The sequence below is a fragment of the Colwellia sp. MB3u-8 genome, assembly GCF_014076985.1.
In the GTDB taxonomy this organism is placed as follows: domain Bacteria; phylum Pseudomonadota; class Gammaproteobacteria; order Enterobacterales; family Alteromonadaceae; genus Cognaticolwellia.
Genome location: NZ_JACGVA010000069.1, coordinates 100754 through 126784, shown reverse-complemented (window position 1 = coordinate 126784; position 26031 = coordinate 100754). Strand labels below are relative to the sequence as shown.

Annotated in this window: 22 protein-coding genes; 8 read left to right on the top strand and 14 right to left on the bottom strand. The window is 39.1% G+C overall.

Annotated features, from left to right (window positions below; genetic code table 11):
* Positions 1–8 precede the first annotated feature (8 nt).
* Positions 9–1658, top strand: coding sequence for a chaperonin GroEL (gene groL / locus H4J54_RS14985; RefSeq protein ID WP_182191807.1), 1650 nt, complete (start codon positions 9–11; stop codon positions 1656–1658).
* A gap of 235 nt (positions 1659–1893) precedes the next feature.
* Here the strand turns inward: groL and H4J54_RS14980 are convergent, their stop codons facing one another.
* The 3 genes from H4J54_RS14980 to H4J54_RS14970 all read right to left on the bottom strand — a co-directional run bounded on the left by H4J54_RS14980 (position 1894) and on the right by H4J54_RS14970 (position 7614).
* Positions 1894–3426 (bottom strand): ABC-2 transporter permease, encoded by a 1533-nt coding sequence (locus H4J54_RS14980; protein ID WP_182191806.1) that lies wholly within the window; start codon positions 3424–3426, stop codon positions 1894–1896.
* The gene (locus H4J54_RS14975; RefSeq protein WP_182191805.1) at positions 3426–4331 is read right to left on the bottom strand and encodes an ABC transporter ATP-binding protein; all 906 of its coding nucleotides are present in this window, start codon (positions 4329–4331) and stop codon (positions 3426–3428) included. The genes H4J54_RS14980 and H4J54_RS14975 overlap by 1 nt, the downstream gene beginning before the upstream one ends.
* Positions 4332–5778: 1447 nt before the next feature.
* Positions 5779–7614, bottom strand: coding sequence for a diguanylate cyclase (locus H4J54_RS14970; protein WP_182191804.1), 1836 nt, complete (start codon positions 7612–7614; stop codon positions 5779–5781).
* Positions 7615–8979: 1365 nt separating this feature from the next.
* Between H4J54_RS14970 and H4J54_RS14965 the strand changes: the two genes are divergently transcribed.
* Positions 8980–9483, top strand: a complete 504-nt coding sequence (locus H4J54_RS14965) for a DUF3016 domain-containing protein (RefSeq protein ID WP_259366993.1) — start codon at positions 8980–8982, stop codon at positions 9481–9483.
* Between the two features lie 194 nt (positions 9484–9677).
* Here the strand turns inward: H4J54_RS14965 and H4J54_RS14960 are convergent, their stop codons facing one another.
* Both H4J54_RS14960 and epmB read right to left on the bottom strand, forming a co-directional pair.
* Positions 9678–9974 (bottom strand): hypothetical protein, encoded by a 297-nt coding sequence (locus tag H4J54_RS14960; protein ID WP_182191803.1) that lies wholly within the window; start codon positions 9972–9974, stop codon positions 9678–9680.
* Positions 9975–10109: 135 nt separating this feature from the next.
* Positions 10110–11138 (bottom strand): EF-P beta-lysylation protein EpmB, encoded by a 1029-nt coding sequence (gene epmB, locus H4J54_RS14955; protein WP_310650099.1) that lies wholly within the window; start codon positions 11136–11138, stop codon positions 10110–10112.
* Between the two features lie 46 nt (positions 11139–11184).
* On the opposite strand from epmB, the gene efp reads away from it, so the two are divergent.
* The 5 genes from efp to panP all read left to right on the top strand — a co-directional run bounded on the left by efp (position 11185) and on the right by panP (position 16567).
* On the top strand, positions 11185–11757 hold the full coding sequence (gene efp, locus H4J54_RS14950; protein ID WP_146879317.1) for an elongation factor P: 573 nt from the start codon (positions 11185–11187) through the stop codon (positions 11755–11757).
* Positions 11758–12014: 257 nt separating this feature from the next.
* Entirely contained in the window at positions 12015–12956 is a 942-nt protein-coding gene (locus tag H4J54_RS14945) for an ABC transporter ATP-binding protein (RefSeq protein ID WP_182191802.1), read from the top strand.
* 5 nt (positions 12957–12961) lie between these two features.
* The gene (locus H4J54_RS14940) at positions 12962–13735 is read left to right on the top strand and encodes an ABC transporter permease (RefSeq protein ID WP_182191801.1); all 774 of its coding nucleotides are present in this window, start codon (positions 12962–12964) and stop codon (positions 13733–13735) included.
* A 44-nt stretch (positions 13736–13779) separates the two neighbouring features.
* Positions 13780–14469 carry a tRNA (guanosine(46)-N(7))-methyltransferase TrmB gene (locus H4J54_RS14935; protein WP_182191800.1) on the top strand — a complete coding sequence of 230 codons (690 nt, stop codon included), beginning with the start codon at positions 13780–13782 and terminating at the stop codon, positions 14467–14469.
* 469 nt (positions 14470–14938) lie between these two features.
* A complete protein-coding gene (gene panP, locus H4J54_RS14930; RefSeq protein WP_182191799.1) occupies positions 14939–16567 on the top strand; it encodes a pyridoxal-dependent aspartate 1-decarboxylase PanP in 1629 nt (542 codons plus the stop codon).
* Positions 16568–16668: 101 nt separating this feature from the next.
* On the opposite strand, the gene panC is transcribed toward panP, so the two are convergent.
* From panC to sfsA, 7 genes are all read right to left on the bottom strand, one after another.
* The gene (gene panC / locus H4J54_RS14925) at positions 16669–17517 is read right to left on the bottom strand and encodes a pantoate--beta-alanine ligase (protein WP_182191798.1); all 849 of its coding nucleotides are present in this window, start codon (positions 17515–17517) and stop codon (positions 16669–16671) included.
* Positions 17518–17654: 137 nt separating this feature from the next.
* Positions 17655–18449, bottom strand: coding sequence for a 3-methyl-2-oxobutanoate hydroxymethyltransferase (panB, locus tag H4J54_RS14920; RefSeq protein WP_182191797.1), 795 nt, complete (start codon positions 18447–18449; stop codon positions 17655–17657).
* 57 nt (positions 18450–18506) lie between these two features.
* Complete coding sequence (gene folK, locus H4J54_RS14915; protein ID WP_182191796.1) at positions 18507–18998, bottom strand: 2-amino-4-hydroxy-6-hydroxymethyldihydropteridine diphosphokinase; 492 nt, start codon at positions 18996–18998, stop codon at positions 18507–18509.
* Positions 18998–20407 carry a polynucleotide adenylyltransferase PcnB gene (gene pcnB / locus H4J54_RS14910; protein ID WP_259366994.1) on the bottom strand — a complete coding sequence of 470 codons (1410 nt, stop codon included), beginning with the start codon at positions 20405–20407 and terminating at the stop codon, positions 18998–19000. Before pcnB ends, folK begins: the two co-directional genes overlap by 1 nt.
* 120 nt (positions 20408–20527) lie before the next feature.
* On the bottom strand, positions 20528–21424 hold the full coding sequence (gene gluQRS / locus H4J54_RS14905) for a tRNA glutamyl-Q(34) synthetase GluQRS (protein WP_310650101.1): 897 nt from the start codon (positions 21422–21424) through the stop codon (positions 20528–20530).
* A gap of 21 nt (positions 21425–21445) precedes the next feature.
* Positions 21446–21886 (bottom strand): RNA polymerase-binding protein DksA, encoded by a 441-nt coding sequence (gene dksA, locus H4J54_RS14900; RefSeq protein WP_182191795.1) that lies wholly within the window; start codon positions 21884–21886, stop codon positions 21446–21448.
* A gap of 287 nt (positions 21887–22173) precedes the next feature.
* Positions 22174–22884, bottom strand: a complete 711-nt coding sequence (sfsA, locus tag H4J54_RS14895; RefSeq protein ID WP_182191794.1) for a DNA/RNA nuclease SfsA — start codon at positions 22882–22884, stop codon at positions 22174–22176.
* 477 nt (positions 22885–23361) lie between these two features.
* On the opposite strand from sfsA, the gene pepB reads away from it, so the two are divergent.
* Positions 23362–24669, top strand: coding sequence for an aminopeptidase PepB (gene pepB, locus H4J54_RS14890; protein ID WP_182191793.1), 1308 nt, complete (start codon positions 23362–23364; stop codon positions 24667–24669).
* Between the two features lie 250 nt (positions 24670–24919).
* Here pepB and H4J54_RS14885 read toward each other — a convergent pair whose 3' ends face one another.
* On the bottom strand, positions 24920–25321 hold the full coding sequence (locus tag H4J54_RS14885; protein ID WP_182191792.1) for a hypothetical protein: 402 nt from the start codon (positions 25319–25321) through the stop codon (positions 24920–24922).
* 113 nt (positions 25322–25434) lie between these two features.
* Positions 25435–26010, bottom strand: a complete 576-nt coding sequence (thpR, locus tag H4J54_RS14880; RefSeq protein ID WP_182191791.1) for an RNA 2',3'-cyclic phosphodiesterase — start codon at positions 26008–26010, stop codon at positions 25435–25437.
* Positions 26011–26031 lie beyond the last annotated feature (21 nt).

The window sequence follows — 26031 nt, the reverse complement described above, 5'->3', positions numbered from 1 at the left end:
TCATGAAAATGGCAGCAAAAGACATATTATTTGGTAACGACGCACGCGCAAAAATGCTTAAAGGCGTTAACGTACTTGCAGATGCAGTAAAAGTTACTTTAGGCCCTAAAGGTCGTAACGTAGTTTTAGACAAATCATTTGGCGGCCCAACGATCACTAAAGATGGTGTATCGGTAGCAAAAGAAATCGAATTAGACGATAAATTCGAAAACATGGGCGCACAAATGGTGAAAGAAGTTGCTTCTAAAGCCAATGATGAAGCAGGCGACGGAACAACTACAGCCACTGTTTTAGCACAAGCAATTGTAAACGAAGGTTTAAAATCAATTGCAGCGGGCATGAATCCAATGGATCTTAAACGTGGTATCGACAAAGCCGTTATTGCTGCCGTTGAAGCACTGAAAGGTTTATCTCAAGAATGTAGCGACAACAAAGCAATTGAGCAAGTAGGTACTATTTCTGCTAACTCTGACGAAACTGTTGGTAAAATCATTGCAACAGCGATGGACAAAGTTGGCACTGAAGGTGTTATTACCGTTGAAGAAGGTCAGGCATTAACTGACGAACTAGACGTTGTTGAAGGCATGCAGTTTGACCGTGGTTACCTTTCTCCTTACTTTATCAATAACCAAGAAAGTGGCAGTGTTGAATTAGAAAACCCTTTCATTTTATTAGTTGATAAAAAAATATCTAATATCCGTGAATTATTAGGCACACTTGAAGGTGTTGCTAAATCGGGTAAGCCATTACTTATTATTGCTGAAGATGTTGAAGGCGAAGCACTTGCTACATTAGTGGTTAACAATATGCGTGGTATCGTAAAAGTGGCTGCTGTTAAAGCACCAGGTTTTGGCGACCGTCGTAAAGCTATGTTACAAGACATCGCGACATTAACGAAAGCTACAGTGATTTCTGAAGAAATCGGTATGGAGCTTGAAAAAGCAACATTAGAAGATTTAGGTCAAGCTAAACGTGTAGTTATCTCTAAAGACAATACGACTATTATCGATGGTATTGGCGAAGACGCTGAAATTAAAGCACGTGTAGCGCAAATTCGCGGTCAAATTGAAGATTCTTCTTCTGACTACGATAAAGAAAAATTACAAGAACGTTTAGCTAAACTAGCTGGCGGTGTTGCGGTTATCAAAATTGGTGCAGCAACAGAAATGGAAATGAAAGAGAAAAAAGCCCGTGTTGAAGATGCATTACATGCAACACGTGCCGCGGTAGAAGAAGGCGTAGTTGCTGGTGGTGGTGTTGCCTTAGTTCGTGCAGCCGATGCTATTAAAGACTTAGAAGGTAGCAATGAAGACCAAACTCATGGTATCAACGTTGCTATCCGTGCAATGTCAGCTCCTTTACGTCAAATCGCCACTAACTCAGGTGACGAAGCCTCAGTAGTATTAAACCAAGTACGTACTGGCGGCACAGGTAACTACGGTTACAATGCGAGCAATAGTACTTACGGCGATATGTTAGAAATGGGTATTCTTGACCCAACTAAAGTAACGCGCAGTGCCTTACAGTTCGCTGCCTCAGTTGCTGGCTTAATGCTAACAACAGAAGCGATGATCACCGACGCACCTACTAAAGATGCTGGCGCACCTGATATGGGCGGCATGGGCGGTGGTATGGGTGGAATGGGCGGTATGATGTAATTTTTATTACATAAGCTCTTCATTTAAACGAAAGCCCGAATAGCAATGTTCGGGCTTTTTTATTAGCTGTTTATCAATATCTAATAACACTTTTGTTATGTCTTAATTGTGGATAAAGCGAAAGCTACTTTCCAGCCAAACCTAATGCCTGCTTTAAGTTGTGAGTTCAATCGGTCAATTCAACGTATCTGATACAAGTAAAGAGATCTGCAACTGACCCTACTATATACATAGATTAACGAGTGCTTTTAGCCCTAATGGTTAACATTAGTAAGCTTATTGAAGTAGCTACAAAATAATAAGGCACGCCTGCCTGCCAACTTGCTTGGCTATTAACACCAAAAAAATCGACATATAATGCTGTTTGAATGGGTCCTATGTACCAAAGTGCAGGATAAAGCACTTCAAACATACGTTTTGTTCCAGTGAGTGCACCACAAAAATAGGCAAGTGATACAGTAAATGAAATGGCGATAATCAATTGGACGAGTAATAACCATTCAGCACTTCCAGCAAAACGGACGACGCTGCCCATACTTACTAAGGCTAATAATATCCATGCCGCACAATAGCAGGCCAAGCTTTGTAAAATAGATGATTGTTTACTGTAGGTGACCAACTCTAACGTATTAAATTGTTTTTCTAATTGCCCTAGTTGAGAAATCACCAAAACACACCATAACCACGAAATAGGTAAAACAAGGCTAATAAGCAATTTTTGACTGATAAACAACTGAATGATATTTAACACCAGTAAACCAATAAACCAATACACTGAATGACCTTTGAGTATTAATTTTAACTCTAATCGTAATAAGCGAGTAAAGGCAAAGTGCTTGGTTAATGCAATAAAAAAAGTATCAAGTAGGCCTCCCACTCGAGTTTGCAAGGTGAAACTCAACCATGAAGACGGTTTATTTTCAGGTATTGAATTTTTGCTAAAACGGTCAAAAAATATAAACGCTAATGCTAAACAACTAAGACAAATAAAAAGTAAAGGCAGGGCAGCCCATAGGTGGGCTATTGTCGGCTCTATTCCTTGCCAAACAAAAGTGTTTATTTCATTTGCTTCATTACTAATATTTACCCCTATATTCGTATCACCTTGCTGTAATGGAAAGCGCTCAGCAACTTCTCCCTCTAAATGGTCGAGTAATGCGCCGATCCCAGAAACGCTTTCAATGGTTTGAACAATGGAGCCAATCCATAAGAAAAAATACACGACATTGCCCAACCCGCCTTTAAGCCACTTAATTGACTCAAACATTATTGCGATAGCGGCAATTGCTAATAGCATGGGCAATACAAAAACTATCTGTGGCCATGTTAACGCCCAAAGATTTATGTGATAACTTTCTCCATAATAAAGCTGGATCACAATACTACTCAACAGCATAACCAGCACAATAGAAACTAAAATTAATACACTCGTGCACCATTTAGCTAACAAGAAAGTCAATTTACTAATAGGCGTGGCTGCGATGAGTTCTGCCGTCATTGATTGTCGGTCTAATTCAAGCGCATTTTTTACCAAATAAAAACAGATAATAGGTAAGAACAATACGTTCAACATCGCTAGGCATATACCAAGCCAAGCGCTATTGTAGATACCACGATAACCATTAATCACTAGTGTTTGATAATGGGCATCAGGGGAAGGGAAAAAAAGTAATGTTAGTACCGACATCGCCAGAAGTGTTACTACAAAACTTTGTTGGCGGGTTCGTTGTTTGAAATCAGCAGTAATGCATTGCCATACTTGAGTCATTAACTTGCCCTCGCATAGGCAGTTTGAGCTTGTCGGTTGCTGGTAAAATAAAGGTAAGCATCTTCTAATGACGGTGCTCTTGAAATGGCTCTTGCATCAGGGCAGAAGTCAGCAACAATATTTAGTTCAACCTTAGATTCTTTACGCACACTATGGCTTACAATAAATTCATGCTGGATAGGTTTAAGTTCACTTAAATTGGCCGTTAGTTGCCAACATTTATTGGCGACTTTATCGAGAAGTGTACTGGGTGATTCTGATTGAATTAATTGCCCTGAGTGCATAATCGCAATGCGATCTGCAATTGATTCAACATCTGCCACTATATGCGTAGAGAAAATAATACAACGTTTACCTGCCAACTCGGATAATAATTGGCGAAAATTAGCACGCTCTTGTGGATCTAGGCCAACGGTTGGTTCATCAATAATCAGCAACTTAGGATCATTAAGTAATGCCTGTGCAATCCCAATACGCTGTTTCATACCGCCAGAATAGCCCTTTAATGGCATATGTGCAGCGTGCGTTAGGTTGAGTTTATGAAGTAAAGCTTCAATTGTGTGATCTGCAATTGATTTATCTAATCCTTTTAAGCTAGCGATGTATTGCAAAAACTCGATGCCTGATAACTGATCATATACGCCAAAATATTGTGGCAAGTAACCCAACTCTTTCCTCAATATTTGAGGGGACTTAATAATATCTTGCCCCTGCCAGAAAATATTTCCTTGGCTTGGTTTAGTAATCGTTGCAAGAATTCGCATCAAGCTAGATTTTCCTGCGCCATTTGGGCCTAACAATCCCAAAATCCCTGGCTCAACTTGTAGCGACAGTGATTTGATTGCAAACTTAGTATCTTTGCCACTCTGGTATTTATGGCTAAGTGATTGAATATCAAATAACATTGTACTTTCCTTATAAATCAAGATTCAATTACTGAGCAAAAATAACGCCACAAATAACTCATTTAAATTCAATAGATTAAAAATACTACAACGTAAGCAATATAAATAAATGGTGAATTTAACTAACTATTGGTGAAACAAAAAAGTTATGAACAAAATAACATTCATTTTTCATAGCAATCAATTAAGTCCGTAATTAACTAAAATCTAGCTAAACCGCTCAAATTTATTACCTTAAGCAAAAGAGTAAAGGCGATGTAGTTAGCCATTTTGTTGCCGTTTTAAATGTCCTTTTTCTGGAGGAGTGCATATGGTGAAACAAACTAAAGCCTACTGAACGGCCATCACAATGTAACTTTTTGACCGGTAGCAATAGTGGTAAAGCGGACTATTTGTGAAGATAAATTCATGCCTAAATTAGGTCGGTTTTGTGGCAACTACTGACAAAGGTAACCTAAGAGAGGCTGTGATTGGTCTTTGGAATATGAGTGATTAGTTCTATTGAATATGTATTAATAGCGGCTCTGTTTTGGAAAAAGGTGAAACATTTTGAAGTTATAAATAAAAATATCATTTCATCAAATTTCAAATGGTTAATTAAAGCACTTGGTTCGTAGGGGTATAAAGGGGGGGGCAATAAAATTCCCATATTTAATTTATAATAAAAACAAATGGATAAATCACGTATGGGTGGCATTATGTGATTTTTATTACATAAGCTCTTCATTTAAACGAAAGCCCGTATAACAATGTTCGGGCTTTTTTATTAGTTGTTTATTAATATCTAATAACATTTTTGTTATGTGTTAATTGTGGACAAAGCGAAAGCTACTTTCCAGTAAAACCTAATGCCTGCTTTAAGCTCATGCCGGACGGTCGCAGCTCTATTTTCGGAGGGCTAAGATAATAATTGGCAGCTAAGAAAAATAACCAAGGCAGTTAAGACTTTTTACTAGGTAAAGAGCACTAATTTGGATTTTTGCATTTCTTATTTAATAAGTGAGTGAGTAGGCAAATCAAATGAAATATATTTTCAAGTGTCACCGACCCCTTTTATTTTTTTCAAATTCAAAGCGAAGATTATATTCGTTTTTTAATCAGACAATTGGAACAACATCTTGTGTCTCATTCAGAATTTCTACACTGTTACAGCAGTTTAATCAAGCGCCACGGAGGTGAAGGTGACGCAATGCTACCACTGCGATCACTGTAAAAAACTTTAGAGCGACAACAGGCACATCATTAGCTCATTTACGGCTTAAAGGGAAGTGGCTCAACTATCTCGCTTGCATGATTGAGGGTAAAGTATTGCGAGTTTTCACGGTGTGGCGAGTAAATAGCTAGAGCACTACCTTGGCGGGTTCAGATTATTAGATAATCAAAAAAAGCTTAATGAAAACAGTTTGTTTATTATTCAGCAAAGGTTAATGGGAACATAGCCGGTTCATTAAATAACTTGTTCAACCCGATTGCGGCCATTATCTTTTGCCATATAAAGTGCCTCATCGGCTCGTTTTAATGCTTCATCCAATGATTCGTTTTTTACATTGATACTAGTGACGCCAAAACACGCAGTGATATTTATCGACATGTCATCAATAATTATTTCTGTATCTTCTATGCCTAGTCTAAGGCGTTGTGCTAGTTCAGTTGCAAGTTCCAGATCAGCATGGGGTACGATTACCGCAAACTCTTCTCCTCCTATCCGTCCAATGATATCCACATTGCGTATGATCGATTTTAATGTATTAGCAACGGATAACAAAGTATTATCACCTGCTGCATGACCATAGTTATCATTGATAGACTTGAAGTGATCCAGATCAATCATGATTAGAGCCAATGGTGATTTATATCGTAAACTACGTTCAACTTCTATAGAACCACACTCAAAAAAGGCGCGACGATTTAACATGTTAGTTAGGGGATCGGTTCGTGCTAATAACTCTGCGTGATCTCTTGCTTGCTCCAGTTCTTTGGTACGTACGGTGACAAGTTGCTCGAGTAGTTGCTGATCTTTTTCTAGATGCTCAATATGAATTAATTCAATTTTTTCTTTTTCTTTCGTGAGTTGGTTAAACCGGTCTGCAAGGGCAAAGGAAAGCAGAGCTGCTTCAATAGAAAAACACAATCCAGTGGATAGATCAGAATATAGCGTTATTGGAATCATGTCGATATCCTGTAATAAGGCTAAAGTCATACCCAGAGACCAAATACCCCATCCTAAAATATAAAAGCGAGCATATGACTTGCCTTTTAAATAGATGATCCAACCGATAACGGGAAAAAAAATAGAAGTCAACATGCTAAGGTGAGCTAAAATAACGGCATAGTGACGATACCCTAGCAAGCTGAAAAAAATGGATAGTCCAGCTATAACAAATATTAATTGTAAGAGCCTGTCGATAGTTACTGAATCAGTCGCGGTATGTAAAAATGAGCGGGTAAACTGAGTGGCCATTATCATTACTAAGGCGATGAACAAAACAGGCGAAAAATCGCTAAACCAGTTTGAAGTTGACCACAGGTAGCGATAGCCAAATCCTGTGTTAGTCAATAAAGCGAACAGTGCGCTGATAAGGTATGCGCTATACCAAAAAAATGCGCCCAAGCGAGTGGAATAGCCAATAAATAGATTATAAAAAAACAGTATTATACCTAAACCGAACATGGCACCGATAATAAAATATCGGTTTGCATAGTACTGACTATATTCCTTTACTGTCCATAGTCTAATCTTTGTTTCAGCCAGGCCGGGTTGATCATAAGATAAATGAATCAATAATTGTTGTTCTGCCTTTGCAGGGGTCGTTATTTCAAAGACATTGCTTTCAGATGCAAAAGCACGTTGTGTAAAGGGGATATGATCTCCGGCGTAAAATTTTTTTTCTCCGTTAATATATAATTTGACATGATCCCATTGCAGATGAACTGCCTCTAGCAACCATAACAACTCAGTGTCGTCAGTATTTCTAACTATAATTTTAAGCCAGTAGCCTGAGGAACTGATACCAAAACCACTTTTTCCATCAGGCAGTGGTTGAAATCTTGATAATAAGGCGGCGGATTGTAATTGCTCAATGTTATACGTTTTTTCTGGATCTTCTAAATAATAAATACTTAAAGCAGTGCTTTCTCCCTGCATCACTTGCTTTAGGTTAACCGTTGATTCTGCAAAACAAAAGTTAGTAGACAGCAAGGAAAATAACAATACCAGCAAAGGTGTAAATAGGGATGATACTGTTTGATAGGCTGGTTTTGCAGGATTGTGATAGTAGGGCATCAGGCAAGTATTCCTTATTTTATGAAAAAAGATAAATAAACCAGCTTATTGCAATAAATGATGAACTTTAATTAAAATATTTCTTAAATATATCATCCTTATATTCAAAGGAGTTAATTCTTTTCAATCGACGCTAATCCCTTGTTGTGAATGGGCTTATCGTTCTTGAATTTTTCAATGATATGAATTCCATGAATAAAAAGGGGCGGTGACACTTGATAGCTATTCTCGAGCAAAACAAAGAAGCGGTTTAACAATTTAGGCGACAACTGTCTTGAAAAACACCGTTTTTTGCTTTCTTTGTCTTCGTTTTTTTTCAAACATGCAAAGTAAAAAAATAGTCAGTAGAAAATAAAAATTATAAAATAGCCGTTTACAAAGCAAAGAGGATTGTCGCCTTTTCGTTTATTACCGCAATAAAAAAGTTCACTAGGTAGTTTTTTGAATGGTTTTTTTCATTTTTATTCGCTATAGATTATTCACTTTGTTATTACTTTAAATTACCTTAAACCATGTTAAACGTCGTAAAAAACAGGCTTGAAATTCACCTCAGATCAGCAAGCAGAAATACGTATTAAGTTAGCCTTAGGATTAAGCAAAGCATATGGTGTATCTAGAGCGATCATACTCAATCCTAGCAAACCATAGATTATAGCAGCGCGACACAACGCATTAACTAAAAAGGAACCAACTATTTTGAAAAATTTTTTAGAAAAAAATGAAAAAACAATCCAATGGTTAACAGGTCTAGCTTTCCAATTGCCTTAATTATATCCAGTTGGCTAATATCAACTTAGATCGAAAACACAAAAGTCGACGCTAAATATGTAACATTAGCCATCAACATTCTAAATAAGGATGTTGCAAGACACACAAGCAAACAAGCACAAGAGAATATTCCTGAAAAAAATGCTATTCGCAGTTGGGCAATTAGAGTCTTGGATGCTAAGTCTCCAGTTAAACTTAATGCTCTCGAAAAAGAAGCATTCAAGGTAGAAGGTATTAATTTTATAAATGCAGACTTGACTGAGTTAGAGATGAAATAGCTGAAGATGAGTACGAAAGAGTTAGATAAACTCTTACTTGATTGGAAAAAGAGTAAGCGCTACTTAGAAGCACTAAACCGCCTTTTAACTGTATCGTTAAGTTGCGCACAGTGCCTGTCACGTCATCACGTCAGCGTTGCAGACTAAATGTTATTGATACTGTAAATAATATTAGCTACGTACCTATGATATTGATAGGGTGCGGGTACAGGGTTATAAACCCGCTTAAAATGGTATAACACAATCATTAACAATTAGATCGATACTTTTCTTAGGTTCTACGGTCTATTATTATACTGAAAGCAATAAAGAGGATGAAATGATGAATAAATTTATGACAGGTTTATTAGGCCTTGTTGTCGTTTTAATATCAGCGGCAACAGCACAAGCGGCGCAAGTTGAAGTTAAGTGGACAAATCCTGACAAGTATTCTGATATTGATGCGGGTCAAGAACATCGTCAACATTTTAAAGACAGAACCTTTAAAGCCTTTGAAGAGCATTTTGCTAAAATGGCTGAAGCGCTACCAGAACAACAAAAATTAGTTTTTGATATAACGAATCTAGATTTAGCCGGCGATGTTAATTTTGGTGGTACGAAACGTATTCGTATTATAAAAGATATCTTTTTTCCGCGTATGGAGTTTAGTTACCAATTATTAAATGCCGATAATACTGTGGTTAAAAGCGCAGAGGTTTCATTAAAAGATATGGGTTTTTTAATGCATAACAGTTTTAGATATCGTAATGAATCGTTAAGTTATGAAAAAGATATGCTTGATGATTGGTTTAGAAAGACCTTTGAAAATGAGATGATTAAATAGCCTGATTTTTCTAATTAGAGCGGTCTAATCAGAGCGTTCTAATCCGAGTTTTTCATTAGCACTTTCAGTAACCATTGTGCCAGCGAAAATCTATGAGTTGTCAGCTTTAAGTGAAAATTTATCAGTAAAAGATAAAATTTCAGGTATAAAAAAACGCAGTAAAGCTGCGTTTTTTGGTTTTAACTGTTAGCTATTTAGCTTTGTTCAAGCTTTGCCAACACCATAAATAACTGCTCTATTTTTTTTACAATATCGATCAGTGTTTGCTGATCAGAGGTTTTTTGCCAAAAAACCAAATCATTGGCTACTTCTTCAACGTAAGGCTGAAAAGTATTTGCTGAACATTTAAAGCCAGCGTCTGGGGTGAATATTGCCGCAAAGCCTGCTTGTTTGGCTTCACGTAATGTAGTTAATGTGGCGTCTGCCGCCAGTGATTTCTTTAAAATGATCGAAATATTATCGATTAATTGTTTGTGTACCGCTTCGCTCATAATAACTCATCTTCGTTTCGTGTCTTCAATGGCGCTATTATGCCAAATTGAATGGCATTTTGTTAGCTTCTAAGATAATTTCTCTAACAAGTTTTAGCATTAAATTATGGTGATATTTATTTGGCCAAGGTTAGGTCAGGTTAAATTGATCGGTGTTTTGTTCGCTTCTCCCGCAATTTCTCTGACAAGTTTTGGCATTAAATAGCCAGGTAAAATCGCCAATAGCTGCAAAGTTATTTTTTTTGCCTCTGCTTCTGTGACATCAAAATGAGCGACGCCTTGTACTTTATCAAATAAATGTAAGTAGTAAGGTTGAATACCAACATCAAATAAGCCTTCACTTAGTGCTGCTAGCGTTTTGGCGTTGTCATTAATGCCTTTTAACAATACGCTTTGATTAAAGAGTGGAATTCTGGCCGCAAGCAAAGGTTCAATCGCTTGTGAAACGTTAGCGTCGATTTCGTTGGCATGATTGACGTGAAAAACGATCACAGGTTTAAGTCTTGTTAAACTTAAGGTTTTAACCAAAGCTGGCGTTATACGCTGTGGAATAACGATGGGCAAACGGGTGTGAATACGTAACCGTGTCACGTGGGGGATTTTTTCAATTTCGGTAATTAACCATTGTAAGTGCTCGTCACTGGCCATTAAGGGATCGCCACCGCTAAAAATCACTTCGTTGATTTCTAAATGCTGCTCAATATAGCTAAGTGCTTGTTGCCATCTTGCCTTATTTGGGCTGTTATCGGCATAAGGAAAGTGGCGGCGAAAGCAGTAGCGACAGTTAATCGCACAGCCTGTTTTCACCATCATTAGTACGCGATGTTTATATTTATGCAGCAATCCGGGGGCAACGGTGTCATGTTCTTCTAATGGATCTTCGCTATAACCGTCAGTTATTGAGAACTCTAGATCTAATGGCATAACCTGTTTTAGAATAGGGTCGTTGATATCGCCTTTTTTAATGCGAGTCATTAAGGGGCGCGGCACACGTACAGGAAATAGTTTACGTGCAGCAAAGTGCTGTTGATAGCTTTCTGGTGAAATTTCGACCAAGTCTAACAAGGTTTTTGGGTCAGTAATAACATTTGCCAATTCTTTTTGCCAAGAAGTGTGCAATTTATCGCTGATTTGGGTTATTATTTGCGGCATTTCTATATTCAATTTTTAACCTTTGCGTGTACTGCGTGAACGAACGAGCATAATAATTATGGCTAATTTTAGCACTAACCAGTTCAAAGCTGGACTTAAATTAATGATTGATGGTGAACCTTGTAACATTATCGATAATGAAATTGTAAAGCCAGGTAAAGGGCAAGCATTCAACCGTATTAAAATTCGTAAGTTAATATCTGGCAAAATATTAGAAAAAACGTATAAATCAGGTGAAAGTGTTGAAGGCGCCGATGTGATGGATTCAGAGTTAGGTTATTTATATGCTGATGGTGAGTTTTGGCATTTTATGGATAATGTAACCTTTGAACAAGTGGCGGCCGATGATAAAGCTGTGGGCGATGTCGCTAAGTGGTTAGCGGAAGGTGATATTTGTACCATTACATTTTGGAATGGTAACCCTATTTCAGTCGAGCCACCGAACTTCGTTGAATTACAAATTACTGAAACTGACCCTGGCCTAAAAGGTGACACCGCAGGCACTGGCGGTAAACCGGCAACACTGGCAACCGGCGCCGTGGTACGTGTACCACTATTTGTCCAAATAGGTGATGTGGTAAAGGTTGATACGCGCAATGGTGACTATGTGTCACGTGCGGGTAAGTCTTAAGTTTTAGCTACTATTGGCTAATGACAAAAGCCTGCATTTTGCGGGCTTTTTTGTTGCTGAGCAATGATACCCTTGCTTAAATTAATGGCATTTTTCTCCCGTGGCAAGGCAAAGGCCTTGAACACAACTTTTCACTCGTTCGCCATTATTACTCGTTAACTTACTCAGTGCGTTTTGGCTAAAGCACAAGGCATTATAAGTTGAAAATGACTAATTTGCCCCCACATTAAAGGCACGCAATTTTTTTGAGGTTCGCTATGCAATCAGCATTAAAAATATCAGGATTAAAGAAAACCTATAAAGGTGGCTTTCAAGCACTTAAAGGTATTGATCTGACGGTTAAACAAGGCGATTTTTTTGCTTTGCTTGGCCCCAATGGCGCCGGAAAATCGACCACTATCGGCATTATTATGTCATTAGTGAATAAAACGGCAGGTAAAGTTGTTGTTTTTGGACATGATATTGATCAAGAACTTGAAACAGCGAAAAGCTTTATTGGTGTAGTACCGCAAGAGTTTAATTTCAATCAATTTGAGTCGTTAATGAAAATCTTGGTTAACCAAGCAGGTTACTACGGTGTAGAGCGTAAATTAGCGGTTCAGCGAGCTGAGAAATATTTAAAAAAATTAGACTTATGGGATAAACGTAATGACTCGGCCCGTATGCTTTCAGGGGGTATGAAGCGTCGGTTAATGATTGCTCGAGCATTAATGCATGAACCACAAATGCTGATACTTGACGAACCTACTGCCGGTGTAGATATTGAACTACGCCGCTCAATGTGGGAGTTTTTACGTGAGCTTAATCAGCAAGGCATTACCATTATTTTAACCACACATTATTTGGAAGAAGCTGAGATGCTTTGCCGAAATATTGCCATTATAGACTCAGGTATTATCGTTGAAAACACCGATATGAAATCCTTATTAGCTAAATTAGATGTCGAAACTTTTGTTTTTGATTTAAAACCCAATAGTGTGCCAACAGCCTTGGCGGATTTTAGCTCTAGAGTGATTGATGATCACACTTTAGAAGTTGACGTTAAAAAATGTCAAACCATTAATGCTGTGTTTATTGATCTCAATAAACAAGGTATTGAAGTATTAAGTATGCGAAATAAAAGTAATCGCCTAGAAGAGTTATTTGTCGGTCTAGTCGGTAGCGGTCAAGCAGCAAGCAAAAGCGCGGTTAAGGAATAAATATTATGGCATCATCTAGAAATATCATTGCGCTTAAGAGTATTCTGCACAAAGAAATACACCGCTTTATGCGTATTTGGGTGCAGACCTTAGTGCCACCAGCGATTACCATTAGTTTATATTTTGTTATTTTTGGCTCGTTAATTGGCTCGCGTATTGGTGAAATGGGTGGCTTTGATTATATGTCATTCATTGTGCCCGGTTTGATTATGATGAGTGTTATTACCAACTCATATTCTAATGTCGCCTCGTCATTTTTCAGTGCCAAGTGGCAACGAAATGTGGAAGAAATGTTGGTGGCACCTGTACCTAATTGGGTAATTGTTGCTGGTTATGTGGGCGGCGGAATGGCACGAGGCATGTTAGTCGGCAGTATAGTGACGCTAGTATCTATGTTTTTTGTTGATATACAAATACATAACATTTGGGTGATTATTAGCACAGTGGCACTTACCTCAGCTACCTTTGCTTTAGGGGGGTTAATTAACGCCATTTTCGCCGGTAGTTTTGACGATATATCTATTATCCCCACTTTTATATTAACGCCACTGACCTATTTGGGCGGAGTATTTTATTCGATCAGTTTGTTACCTGATTTTTGGCAAGGTGTATCGCAAATCAATCCTATTGTGTATATGGTCAGTGCTTTTAGGTATGGTTTTTTAGGTATTTCTGATGTGAGTTTGACCTTGTCATTTTCAGTGTTAGGCGTGCTTATTGTGAGTTTGTACACTATTGCTATGGTGTTAATTACTAAAGGTATTGGCTTAAGAAGTTAAGCTTAACCACTAGCTAATAAATTGAAATTTATAGGTAAAAAGTAATGAGCAATACAGAAATAATCGGTGACTCAAGAATGATTGAAACTAACCAACCCGATATGCATGAAAAGTTGGTTGATATCGTTCATAAGCATATTGAGCATCCATCACGAAAGCCAATACAAGCACACACTCAGCAAGCATTTGATGAAATTAACGCTATTGTGCTCGCATTTTCGGGCGAAGTTATTCTTGATTCCTGTTGTGGTGTTGGCCAAAGTACGCGCTTATTAGCCAAGCAAAACCCGGATGCCTTAGTCATAGGGGTAGATAAATCTGCCCATAGAATTAACCGTAATGTCGATGAAGTTGAGCATGATGACGGTCAAGGAAAAGTACAGAATTATCATTTGATCCGCGCTGATTTAAATGACTTTTATCGCCTTGTTGTGACGGCTAACTGGCAAATAAGTCAGCATTATATTTTATATCCAAACCCTTGGCCAAAAGCTAAGCATGTGCAGAGACGCTGGCACGGTAGTGCGGTTTTTCCACAAATTATTGCTGTTGGGCAAGAAATTATTTTACGCAGTAACTGGCGACTTTATTTAGAAGAGTTTCAACTGGCCGCGAGTATATTTTCTTTGCAAGGTGATATATCAGCGATTAATGATGCTGAGCCGTTAACGCCATTTGAGGCAAAGTATCAAGCGAGTGGGCAGCAATGCTGGCAATTGCGTATTTTTAAGTAACGACAGCAGTAAAATAAAAACAAAAAATTGGTTAAATTAACAAATTTTTAGCCAATTTATAGCATTTTAACCATCAGTGTTAAGCTGCTTTTTATTGTTTTTATTATATATTTCATTTGGTTATGTTTTTGGCCTGAATGTTGATATTACTTTAGTATATCAACTGGTAATTTAGGATGAATATCATGACAAACAATATTAAAAAAACCGTTTTTATGCTGGCGTTAAGCAGCTTGGCCATTGTTGAACTGGCTTTGGTTTATATAGCGACTTTAGTGGCTTAAGCACGATTTTAGCTCAGTATTACCGCTAAATTCAGGTGAGTTAAATTGAGCTTTATTTGGCTTAATCTTAGGTTTAAAGCTCAATTTTTATTGAAAAAACGAGACTTTTGCTTGATTTTTTATTACAGTGCCGCTCATATATAAATATCAACTTGCTTAAGGTAAGTCGTTAATAGTGAATAAATATGACGGTGAATAAACGCGCGGCAAAAGCGTCTGAAGAGTCTTTACTGCGCATTTTTACCATTCCTGTCGCACCTGATTCTACATTAGGTCGAATAGAGAGTGAGATGTCGCAAAACTTGGCAGGCTTCCTTGGCGCACATATAGCGGCAACAGAGCAAGCGTTGAGCGAAATTGAAAAAGACTTTGCTTATTCGCAGATCCCGGAAGAGCCTGCTTTTGTTTCTGATCACATGCAGCACTTGCTTGACAAGTTGGTGTCTCAGTCCGTACATACCTCAAGTCCAAGTTTTATTGGTCATATGACCTCAGCACTGCCTTACTTTATTTTGCCGTTGTCAAAGTTGATGGTGGGCTTAAATCAAAACTTGGTTAAAATTGAGACCTCTAAAGCCTTCACCCCGATGGAGCGACAAGTCCTCGGTATGATGCATCGTTTAGTTTATCAAGATGAAGCACCATTTTATCAACAGTGGATGCACAGTGCTAATCACTCCTTAGGCGCATTTTGCTCAGGTGGCACTGTCGCTAATTTAACGGCACTTTGGGTTGCGCGTAACAACTTACTAAAACCTGATGGCGATTTTAACGGTGTAGCGCGTGAGGGCTTATTTAAGGCGCTTAAACACTATCAGTATGATGGCTTAGCTATTTTAGTCTCGGCTCGTGGTCATTACTCACTGAAAAAATCAGCCGATGTACTTGGCATAGGTCAAGACAGCGTTATTGCTATTCCAACCGATGAAAATAATAAAATTGACTGCCAATTGCTAGCGGCTAAATGTCAGCAATTAGCCAGTGAAAATATTCATGTACTCAGTATTGTTGGTGTCGCTGGGACAACGGAAACAGGCAATATAGACCCCCTTGATAAAATGGCCGCTATTGCCCAACGTTATGGCGCGCATTTTCATGTTGACGCCGCTTGGGGCGGAGCCACTTTATTATCAAATAAATATCGCCCTTTATTAAAAGGCATCGAGTTAGCTGACTCTGTGACTATCGACGCACATAAGCAAATGTATGTGCCAATGGGCGCTGGGCTAGTGGTGTTTAAAAATCCAGCCTCGGTGGCAGCCATTGAACATCATGCGGAGTACATTTTACGTAAGGGCTCAAAAGATTTAGGTAGTCATACTTTGGAAGGCTCACGCCCAGGTATGGCAATGCTGGTCTATTCTGCGCTGCACGTGATCAGTCGCCCTGGCTATGAAATGCTGATTAATAACAGCATTGAAAAAGCACATTATTTTGCTAAGTTGATAGAGCAACAGCCTGATTTTGAACTGATCACTACACCTGAGTTATGCTTATTAACTTATCGCTACAATCCTGCCATGGTGCAAAAGTTGTTGGCGCATGCTGATGATATTGAGCAAGAAAATATCAATGAATTACTCGATAAACTGACTAAGTTTATTCAAAAACGCCAACGTGAAAATGGTAAATCTTTTGTTTCTCGTACCCGTATTGAAGTGAAAAAATATCAAGGGCGTAAAACCTTGGTTTTTCGTGTGGTATTAGCCAATCCATTGACCTCAAAAACTATTCTTCAAGATGTTTTAGCCGAGCAAACAACCTTGGCACAAGAAAGTGAAAGCTTTTTGCCATTGTTACTGTCGATGACCTGAACATTTTTATCGGCAAATAAAAAAGCGACTACCCTGAGTAGTCGCTTTAATGGTCACTGCGTTATAAAGTGCGTTATAAAGCTATCCAGTCATAAAATAACTTAAGCTAATGTTACTTGTAGGTTATCGATTAACCGTGCTTTACCACAATGCGCGGCCGCGAGAATCACCAGTTCTTTATCGTCTTTGCTTGCGGGTTGTAAAGTGCGCGCGTGACAAATATGAATGTAATCAGTTTTCATGCCAGCCATATTGATATTACGGGCTGCTTTTTGCGCTAAGCCAATAAAGTCATCGTTGCTTCGTATGGCTTGAGCAAGCCACTTAAGGTTTTGATTTAAGGCGGGCGCTATGTTTTTTTCTTCTTTATTAAGATAATTATTACGTGAGCTTAACGCTAAACCTGAGGCTTCTCGCACGGTTTCAACGGCTATTATCTCAATCGGCATAGATAAGTCTTCTACCATGGTTTGAATAACTTGCACTTGTTGATAGTCTTTTAAGCCAAAGCAGGCAATGTCGGGTTGAACTAAATTAAACAACTTACAGACAACCGTTGTTACACCACGAAAGTGTCCAGGGCGACTTTCACCACAATAGTGTTGAGAAACATTCGGTACTTCAACGTAACTTTGTTGGTCTAAACCCTTGGGGTAAATAATCGCAGGCGTTGGCGTAAATAATAAGTCGCAACCCGCGGTAAGTAATTTCTCTTGATCCGCCGCCATAGTGCGAGGGTAATTGCCGATATCTTCATTAACGCCAAATTGCATTGGGTTAACAAAAATGCTGGCAACCACTTTATCGGCAACTAATTTGGCTTTTTCTACTAAGGTCATATGCCCTTGATGTAAGTTGCCCATAGTGGGAACAAAAGCAATTTTAAGACCTTGTTGGCGCCAAAGATTAATTTTGCCACGTAAATTCGAAATTTGTTCAATTGTTTGCATGGTTATTCAACTTTCTACTCGCTGTTGAAGGCTAAAGTTCTAATGACTATGGGTTTTATAGCCAACAGATACATTAATTGCTCATCTTCTAATGGTAGACATAATATACCGCGTCTTTGTGTCATCAGAGTTGTTGGTTAGGTGAATATGTGCTCAGGGCCTGGAAAACTACCTTTACTGACTTCGTCAATATAGAGCTCTACTGCCTTTTTTATATCGCCAGTATCGATTAAAAAGTTACGTGAAAACTTAGGCATATAACTACATGAGATGCCTAAGGCGTCATGCATCACTAAAATTTGTCCGTCGGTATCTTTACCTGCTCCTATACCTATGGTCGGTATCGATATAGCTTCGGTAATGGCTTTACCTAGGGCACTTGGAATACACTCTAGCACTAATAACTGTGCACCGGCGGCCTCTAATGCTTTGGCGTTTTCAATCATCTCTAGGGCTTTATCGCTTTCTCTACCTTGTACTTTAAAGCCACCAAAGACGTTAACTGACTGTGGTGTTAAGCCTAAATGGGCACAAACGGGGATACCGCGCTCAACTAAGCCTTTAATACTGGCTTCTAACCACTGGCCACCTTCTATTTTTACCATGCTGGCACCGGCTTGCATTAGCTTAGCGGCGTTTATATAGGCTTGTTCGGTAGTCGCGTAACTCATAAAAGGCATGTCAGCGATAATAAGACTGTTTACCACACCACGTTTTACACAGAGTGTATGATAAGCCATATGGTCGATATCAACGGGTAGGGTATCGTCATGGCCTTGTAAAACCATGCCTAGTGAGTCACCGATCAATATTGCGTGAATACCTGCTTGATCGAATATTTTCGCGAAACTGGCATCATAGGCGGTAATAGTGGTGATCTTTTCACCTTGTTGTTTCATTTTCTGCAAGGTGGCTGTGGTTATTCTGGCCATAGTATTTCCGTTGGTTATGATGCAGCATTAATTTTTGCTACTTTTAGTGCTGTTATTCTAACTTAACTTACTGTGAATTTTTAGTCCATTTTTATTAATCTGGTCAGCCAGTTCTTGAATATTATCACCATCAGGTAAAATTAAGTCAGGTGCTATTTCTGCCAGCGGTAGTAGCACAAATTCTCGTTGCTTTAAGCCATAGTGCGGAATGGTTAAGCGCTCAGTACTTATCACTTGCAGGGCAAATAACAGTATGTCTAAATCTAGTACCCTAGCGCCCCAACGATTATCCTTGCGAACACGACCGGCAGTTTGCTCAATATGTTGTAGTTGATCAAGTAATGCCATGGCACTTAGGCTGGTTTCAATGGCGACCACAGCATTCATGTAATCAGGTTGATCTTGTGGTCCCATTGGGCGGCTAAAGTATAATGAAGACACTTGGCTAACCTGACAGTTTTCTAATTGCGCTAGTTTATCTAACGCAGAAGATATTTGTGCTTGCGGATCAGCTAAATTACTGCCTAAACCAATATAGGCTAAAGCCATTAGGCTTCTCTACTAGCGTTTTCTACCCGAGGTTTTTTGCGCTTACGTGTGGTGCGTCGAGGGCCATTTTTACTGGGTACAATACTTTTTATCATCACTTGTTGTGTGTCGGTATTAGCTTCTTGAAAGTCTCCCCACCACTTAGCCAGTTCTTGCAGAGAACCTGGTTCGCTTTGACTAATGTTTGGCTGTTCAATTTCAGCGCGCAGTAATAAAAAGTCATAACCGGCTCTAAACTTAGGGTGTTCAAGTGCTTTAAATGCGCGTTTACCATCTCGGCGAACTAACTTCTCTTGTAAAATCCAAATGTCTTTCATCACGGCTTGAAAACGTTTGGGTATAGCAATACTGCGCTGTTGCTCTGACATCACTTCACTTAAGGCGCCAAAAAATGCATCTTGTGGTGTTAGTTGGGCTTCACGATTTAATCTTTGTATTTGCTCTTGCATCGGATACCAAAGCATAGCAGCAAATAAAAATGCAGGGGTAACACGCTGGTCATTATTAACTCTATGATCCGTGTTTTTCATCGCCAAACTGATAAAGTCAGCTAAATAAACTTGAGATTTTTGATTCAGTTGTTGATCAACCGCAGGGAAGAAGTACTGAAATAAACTGTAATCACGCAGCAGTTCAAAGTTTGCTAACGCTTTGCCAGACATAAACAGCTTTAAAAACTCTTCAAACAAACGCGCAGGCGGAATATTAGCCATCAGTGGCGCAAGCGTTTTTATCGGCGCTTTGGTGTCAGGATGAATTTCCATATCTAATTTTGTCGCAAAACGAATAGCACGTAACATTCTAACGGGGTCTTCACGGTAGCGTGTTTCTGGGTCACCAATTAAGCGAATTTGTTTAGCGTAAACATCAGCGACACCATTGGCAAAGTCATAAACTTTAAAGTCTTTGGCTGAGTAATAAAGTGCATTAATGGTAAAGTCACGACGTTCGGCGTCCTCTTCAATACTGCCATAAATATTGTCACGCAATAACATGCCGTCTTCACTTTGCTTTGAGGTTTTTTGGCAATTTTTTTCTTCATCGCTATCGTGATGGCCCCTAAAGGTGGCCACTTCAATAATTTCCCGACCAAAAACAATATGGGCAAGACGAAAGCGACGACCAATAAGTCGACAATTACGAAACAATTCTTTAATTTGCTCAGGGGTTGCGTTGGTGGCAATATCAAAATCTTTGGGTTCAAAACCTAAGATAATATCGCGAACACCACCGCCCACTAAGTAAGCGTCATAGCCGCCTTTATTTAAGCGATACAATACTTTTAAGGCATTGTGACCGATGTGTTTTCTAGAGACAGGGTGCTGATCACGTGAAAGTATAATAGGCTGTTCAAATGATGGCTGCTTAGCGTTTTTTTTTCGGGCTTTTCCGAGTACTTTTTTACACAAATTGATCACGCTTTTGATAATGATGGACCCCAGGTTTATCGATAAATTTCCCGCGCAATGATATAACAGTGTAAAGGAAAAGAGAATGGAAACAGTGTGAAAAGTCGGCGTTAATTGTACTTATAAAACTATTTCTTGTGATTTTGGTACTTGAGTGATCGACCAGTGGGCGATTGCCCAAGTTAAAAGCTCAGTCACATTGGCTTGTTGTAATTGTTCAGGCGGCTGTTGACCCAAAAATTTTAAGGCGGCAAATAGTGAAGGTACTGGGTTTTTTTGATCAATTTCAGGGGCGTTATTTTGCTTACTGAGTTTAAAACCTTGCGGAGTTACTGCTAGTGGAAAATGACCAAATTTAGGGGCGTTATGCTGTAAAATTTGATAAAAACTTAATTGTCTTGCTGTGGGTTCAAGTAAATCACAACCACGGATAACATGGGTAATCCCTTGATAGATATCGTCAACAACGACCGCTAATTGATAGGCAAATAGGCCATCTTTTCTTAAGACAATAAAGTCTTCTTGAGCCAGTTTAGCATTGCAGGTGACTGAGTGCTGAATAAGATCGTGATAGTGTGAGATGCCTATAGTGTTAATCACGCGAATAGCACTCCCATTTTCCGGCTGTGATAAGTGTCGACAATGGCCTTGGTAGATTCCGCCCGTGGCTTTAATTTGGGCTCGCGTACAGGGGCAATAATAACTGAGTTTTTCTTGGGCTAATGCGGATAATACTTCACGATAAACTTCACTTTGTTGGCTTTGGTAAAGTACGTCTTCATCCCAGTGCAAACCATAGTTTTCCAGTGTGGTTAATATTTCAGCACTGGCGCCGGCCTTTTCCCTAGGTGGATCAATATCTTCAATTCTTACTAGCCATTGGCCGTGATTATGCTTGGCATCTAGATAACTGGCTAGTGCAGCAATTAATGAACCGAAATGTAATAAGCCTGAAGGCGAAGGTGCAAAGCGGCCCCGATAGTGACTGGCAGTATCGGGTCGCAAAGATTGGCTGATATCAAACAATGTCGAGGGCTTTTAACCCGCGAGTTGACGTTCTTTGATTTCTTGTAATGTTTTACATTCAATGCAAAGATCAGCTGTTGGGCGGGCTTCTAAACGGCGAATGCCAATTTCAATGCCACAAGAATCACAAAAACCAAAATCATCATCTTCGATAAGTTGTAAGGTTTTCTCTATTTTCTTGATTAGTTTACGTTCACGGTCGCGTGTACGTAATTCAAGACTGAATTCTTCTTCTTGAGCCGCACGGTCAACAGGATCAGGAAAATTTGCTGCTTCATCCTGCATATGCGATACGGTACGATCTACTTCTTGGCGAAGTTGTATACGCCACGCGTCTAGAATTTTTTTGAAATGTTCTAGTTGCGCGGCATTCATGTATTCTTCTTTAGGCTTTTCAACGTAAGGGTTGACACCTGCTAATGCTAAAATACCTAATGTTTTCTGTGCTGGCATGCTAATTCTCCTAGCCCTAAATCGATGAATATTGGTTACGTCATGTAACTTCATCGCTTGGTTGCAACGGCCAATTCATACAGGCCCAAAATGTCCCACATATATTGTGCTAACTTATATAAAATTCAAGGCTTAATTGATAAATAATCAGGATAAAATATAAAGTTTTTTTAAAATATTACAGCGGTTTAAATTTTAACCAAGATGACAATAAAATTTGAGCAAGCTCTTTTAGCAAGTTTTTAACCCTCTCGTCAATCATTATTCTTGCTATTTTTTTATTATCACTAAAATGTGACCGGTACTTTGTTCGCTAACATAATGGTGAAATTATGTTTTTCTTTTTGAAAAGTAGCTTTGTAAGCTATGATTTCAACGCCTCGTTGGCTTGCTTCACGCAGCAGCTCTGCGTATTTAGCATCAATATGTGCTGCAGGCTTAACATCTTTTATGCCTGAATGTAGTACAGCAAATAAAAGCACGGCTCTGTGGCCGTTTTCTGCCATGGCCATTAATTCACGTAAATGTTTTTGCCCTCGCAAAGTCACCGCATCTGGAAAATAGCCCTGATCTTCGGCTAATAAAGTTACGCTTTTGACTTCGATGAAAGTCTCTTGGCCACTTTTATCCGTCAGGTGAAAATCAATCTTACTATTTTCGTCGCCATATTTAACTTCGCGCTTTAATGCGTTAAAACCCTGTAGTTCAGTAATGGTGCCATTTAAAATGGCTTGTTCTGCCAGTTGATTAGCCCGCAATGTATTAACACAAATAAAATGATTTTTTTGGGTCTGTGTTAACTCCCAGCTAAAGGGATATTTGCGTTTGGCGTTGTCTGAGGTGCTAAACCAAACAATATCATTAGGCACCGCACAGCCACTCATCGCACCGGTATTGGCAACATGAATGGTGCAATCGCTACCATCTGCTAAGGTGATATCTGCCAAGAAACGTTTGTAGCGCTTAACTATAGTCGCTTTTGTTAAATTAATTTTCATTACATATTTTCATTACATATTATAAGTCATCAGGCTTATTGCATGTTACGTGATGAGCCGTTGAACTGCTAATTTCTCTCAACAGGCTTTACTGTCTTTATAACTTAGGGAAAAAATGACTTAGAGATAAAAACAGCTTTAAGACCATAAAACTGTGTTGCCGTACTTAATTTTTTCAGTAAGCAATTCAGTAAGCAATTCAGTAAGCAATTCAGTAAGCCATAGAAGAGAAAGTCTATATTGGTCTCTAGTCAATCATGTGCAAAATTTCGCAACGACTATCGCTATAAATTTTCTACGCTAGCTTAACAACAAGGTATTTACCAGGCTTAATGCCATTACTCAGTTTTAGCCTAAAGTAGATAAAAAAAGCAGTTTGATAAATGAGCTGCAAAGGTTAATTATTTGCCGTTATGTTGCCGGTATGGTGCAACGGGTATAGACTATTAGCTTAACATTAAATGCAAAGGCGATAACATGACCACAGCTAATTCTGCTTCAGTATCAATAACCTTGACCACTAGTAATAATGCACAAGGTTGGCAGCAAGATAAAACCCTACAAATTACCCATGATAATATTGCCATTTACTTACCCCAAGACGCTGCCCATCGCTTACGTCAAATTCAAATGGCTGCGCGTAAAATAGAAAAATTAGATATTGCGCATGCATCGCTTCAGGGCGATGCCTGGGATGAAGCGAGTCAGTGGGCTTTTGCGCTTGGATTTAGTTGTGTTAACAAACTAGAGAATATTAGTTTTTGTGGTGAGCCAGAGTTAATTGAACGTTTGCATAATAAGCTCGCTGTTTATGCTTGGAGTCGCGACTTAACTAACCAAACACCGGCTGAACTTTACCCGTTAAAGTTGGCACAATTAACCTCAGACTATATTAAAAACCTCGCCCCTAACCATGTTTCTACTCGTCTTATTCAAGGTGAAGAACTCAAAGCGCAACAATGGATGGGTATCTACAATGTAGGTAAAGGGAGTGTTAATGAGCCATGTTTGCTCGAGCTTGATTTTAACCCGAGTGCCGATGAAAGTGCAGCAGTTACTGCTTGTTTAGTGGGTAAAGGTATTACCTTTGACAGTGGTGGTTATAGTCTTAAAAGCAATGTTGGTATGTTTGATATGAAGTGTGACATGGGCGGTGCAGCTGTTGTTGCCGGCGCGTTGGCATTGGCAATCAAACAAGGTTTGAACCAAAGGGTTAAGTTATACCTATGCTGTGCAGAAAATATGATCAGCAGCAATGCCTATAAACTTGGCGACATTATTACCTATAAAAATGGCGTTACTTGTGAAGTGGCTAACACCGATGCCGAAGGCCGTCTGGTGCTGGCTGATGGTTTAATGGCCGCCAGTGAAACGGGTGCGCCAATGATTATTGATGCGGCCACCTTAACCGGTGCTGCTGTGATGGCCACTGGCGGTGATTACTCTGCTTTATTCGCGCTTGATCATAGTGTGGCGGCAAAAGCGCAAGCATCAGCAAAAACCACCGGTGAAGCATTATGGCAGTTTCCTTTAGAGTCTTGGCACCAAGATAAATGCCCATCAGCATTTGCTGATACAGCCAATAGCCGCACGGCAAAAGGTGGTGGGGCTGGTGGTGCGAGTAATGCCGCAGGATTTTTATCACGCTTTGTCGATAACGACGGTGCTGGTTGGTTACATTTTGATTTAGCTGGCGCTTATAATGGTGCTGAATCTAACTTATGGGCCGCAGGTGCAACAGGTCTTGGTATTGCTACAATTGCAGATTTGATCACTAAGCATTAATTTTTTAAAAGCAGGTTTTGGCTAGGCTAAGTGGCAGTTACTTGCTTTCACTAGCAGGAAACAAAGCGCTGGTTACTAAGCCAACTGACATTTACTCAGCTTTTTATGGTCTTTTAAAACCTCAATTTAAAGCTTCAATTTAAGATATGAAAGCAGTGCTAGAAAAGATATTTTCTAGCACTTTTTATATCTGTTAACGATGGCTTTAAGGGCGTGATATGGGCGAGGACTGTCAACTTTTTAATGGGCTTTAGCCTTGTTGTAAATACTGTTCTAGCCAAGTTTTTGCACTGTCTATATCACTAAAAATATAAAAGGTAATATTACAGGCTTGGTAAATCCGTCCTAGCTGTAACTGCTGAATATCAGCAGTGCTACTGTCAATTAATACACTCGCATTGGCGATTAAGCCATGTTTTACGCGGTATTTATTGACCTTGATTAAGGCATCTTCCGCTTCAGGTGAAAAAACACTATTGCCATAAAAAGCAATTAATAAGCCCCAAGGTTGGCCGGAAAACTGTTCACAAGCACCATACATATCCTTGATATATTTTTCGGTTACGTGCTCATTAAATGGGCCAAAAGCTTCTACTTGTAAAATGTTCGATCGCGATGCTATTGAATATTTATCTTCTACTATTGTTTCCATTGTGCAAACTCCATTTTAACCAGAGGGGTAACAGTAATAACAGTATTTTGCCCGCTTGCCAAGTAAGCATGTTTTCTAAAATTTGCCAATTTAAATCTCTTTAAAAATCAAGGCTAAAAATTTATTTCCCATGTTTGAACTGACTCGTACCTAACACCTAGGGCGGTCGAGTATGAATGATATAAGCTAAAGCTAGTGATGCTCAGTTGTTGTTTAAATACGCTTTGTTGAAGGTTTTTACATAGTGCGGGTAACGGAGTTTTTGCTTTGCGGTAAAGGCTTAGGTGCGGTTGGTAGCCGCTGTTTTCAAGCGCAATATTACTGTTCAGGCTTAACTCAAGCACAGTGCGCTGTAAATATATTAACCAGTCAGGACAGCTTGCTGGCATAAGGTGTAATACCTGTGCCTTTTTAAAATAACCTAGCTTTGACAACACGATAGATGAGGTCTTGTTTTGTTGTATAAGAGCTTTTAGGTGCTGTTGAATAAAACCATGCTGTTGGCTAATTAATTGCGCTACACTCGCTTGTTGTTGCGGGGCGATAAAACCTAAAAAGGCCAAAGTAATATGAAAGTTTTGCCTGTCGATGGGTTTAAATGGCAAGGGTAAGTGTTGCTCGCGCCATTGGGCAATTTTTACTTTATCTGTGTCGACAATATCTAAGGCAATAAACATGCGTTTTTTCATCAATCTTTCCACTTTAGCGAC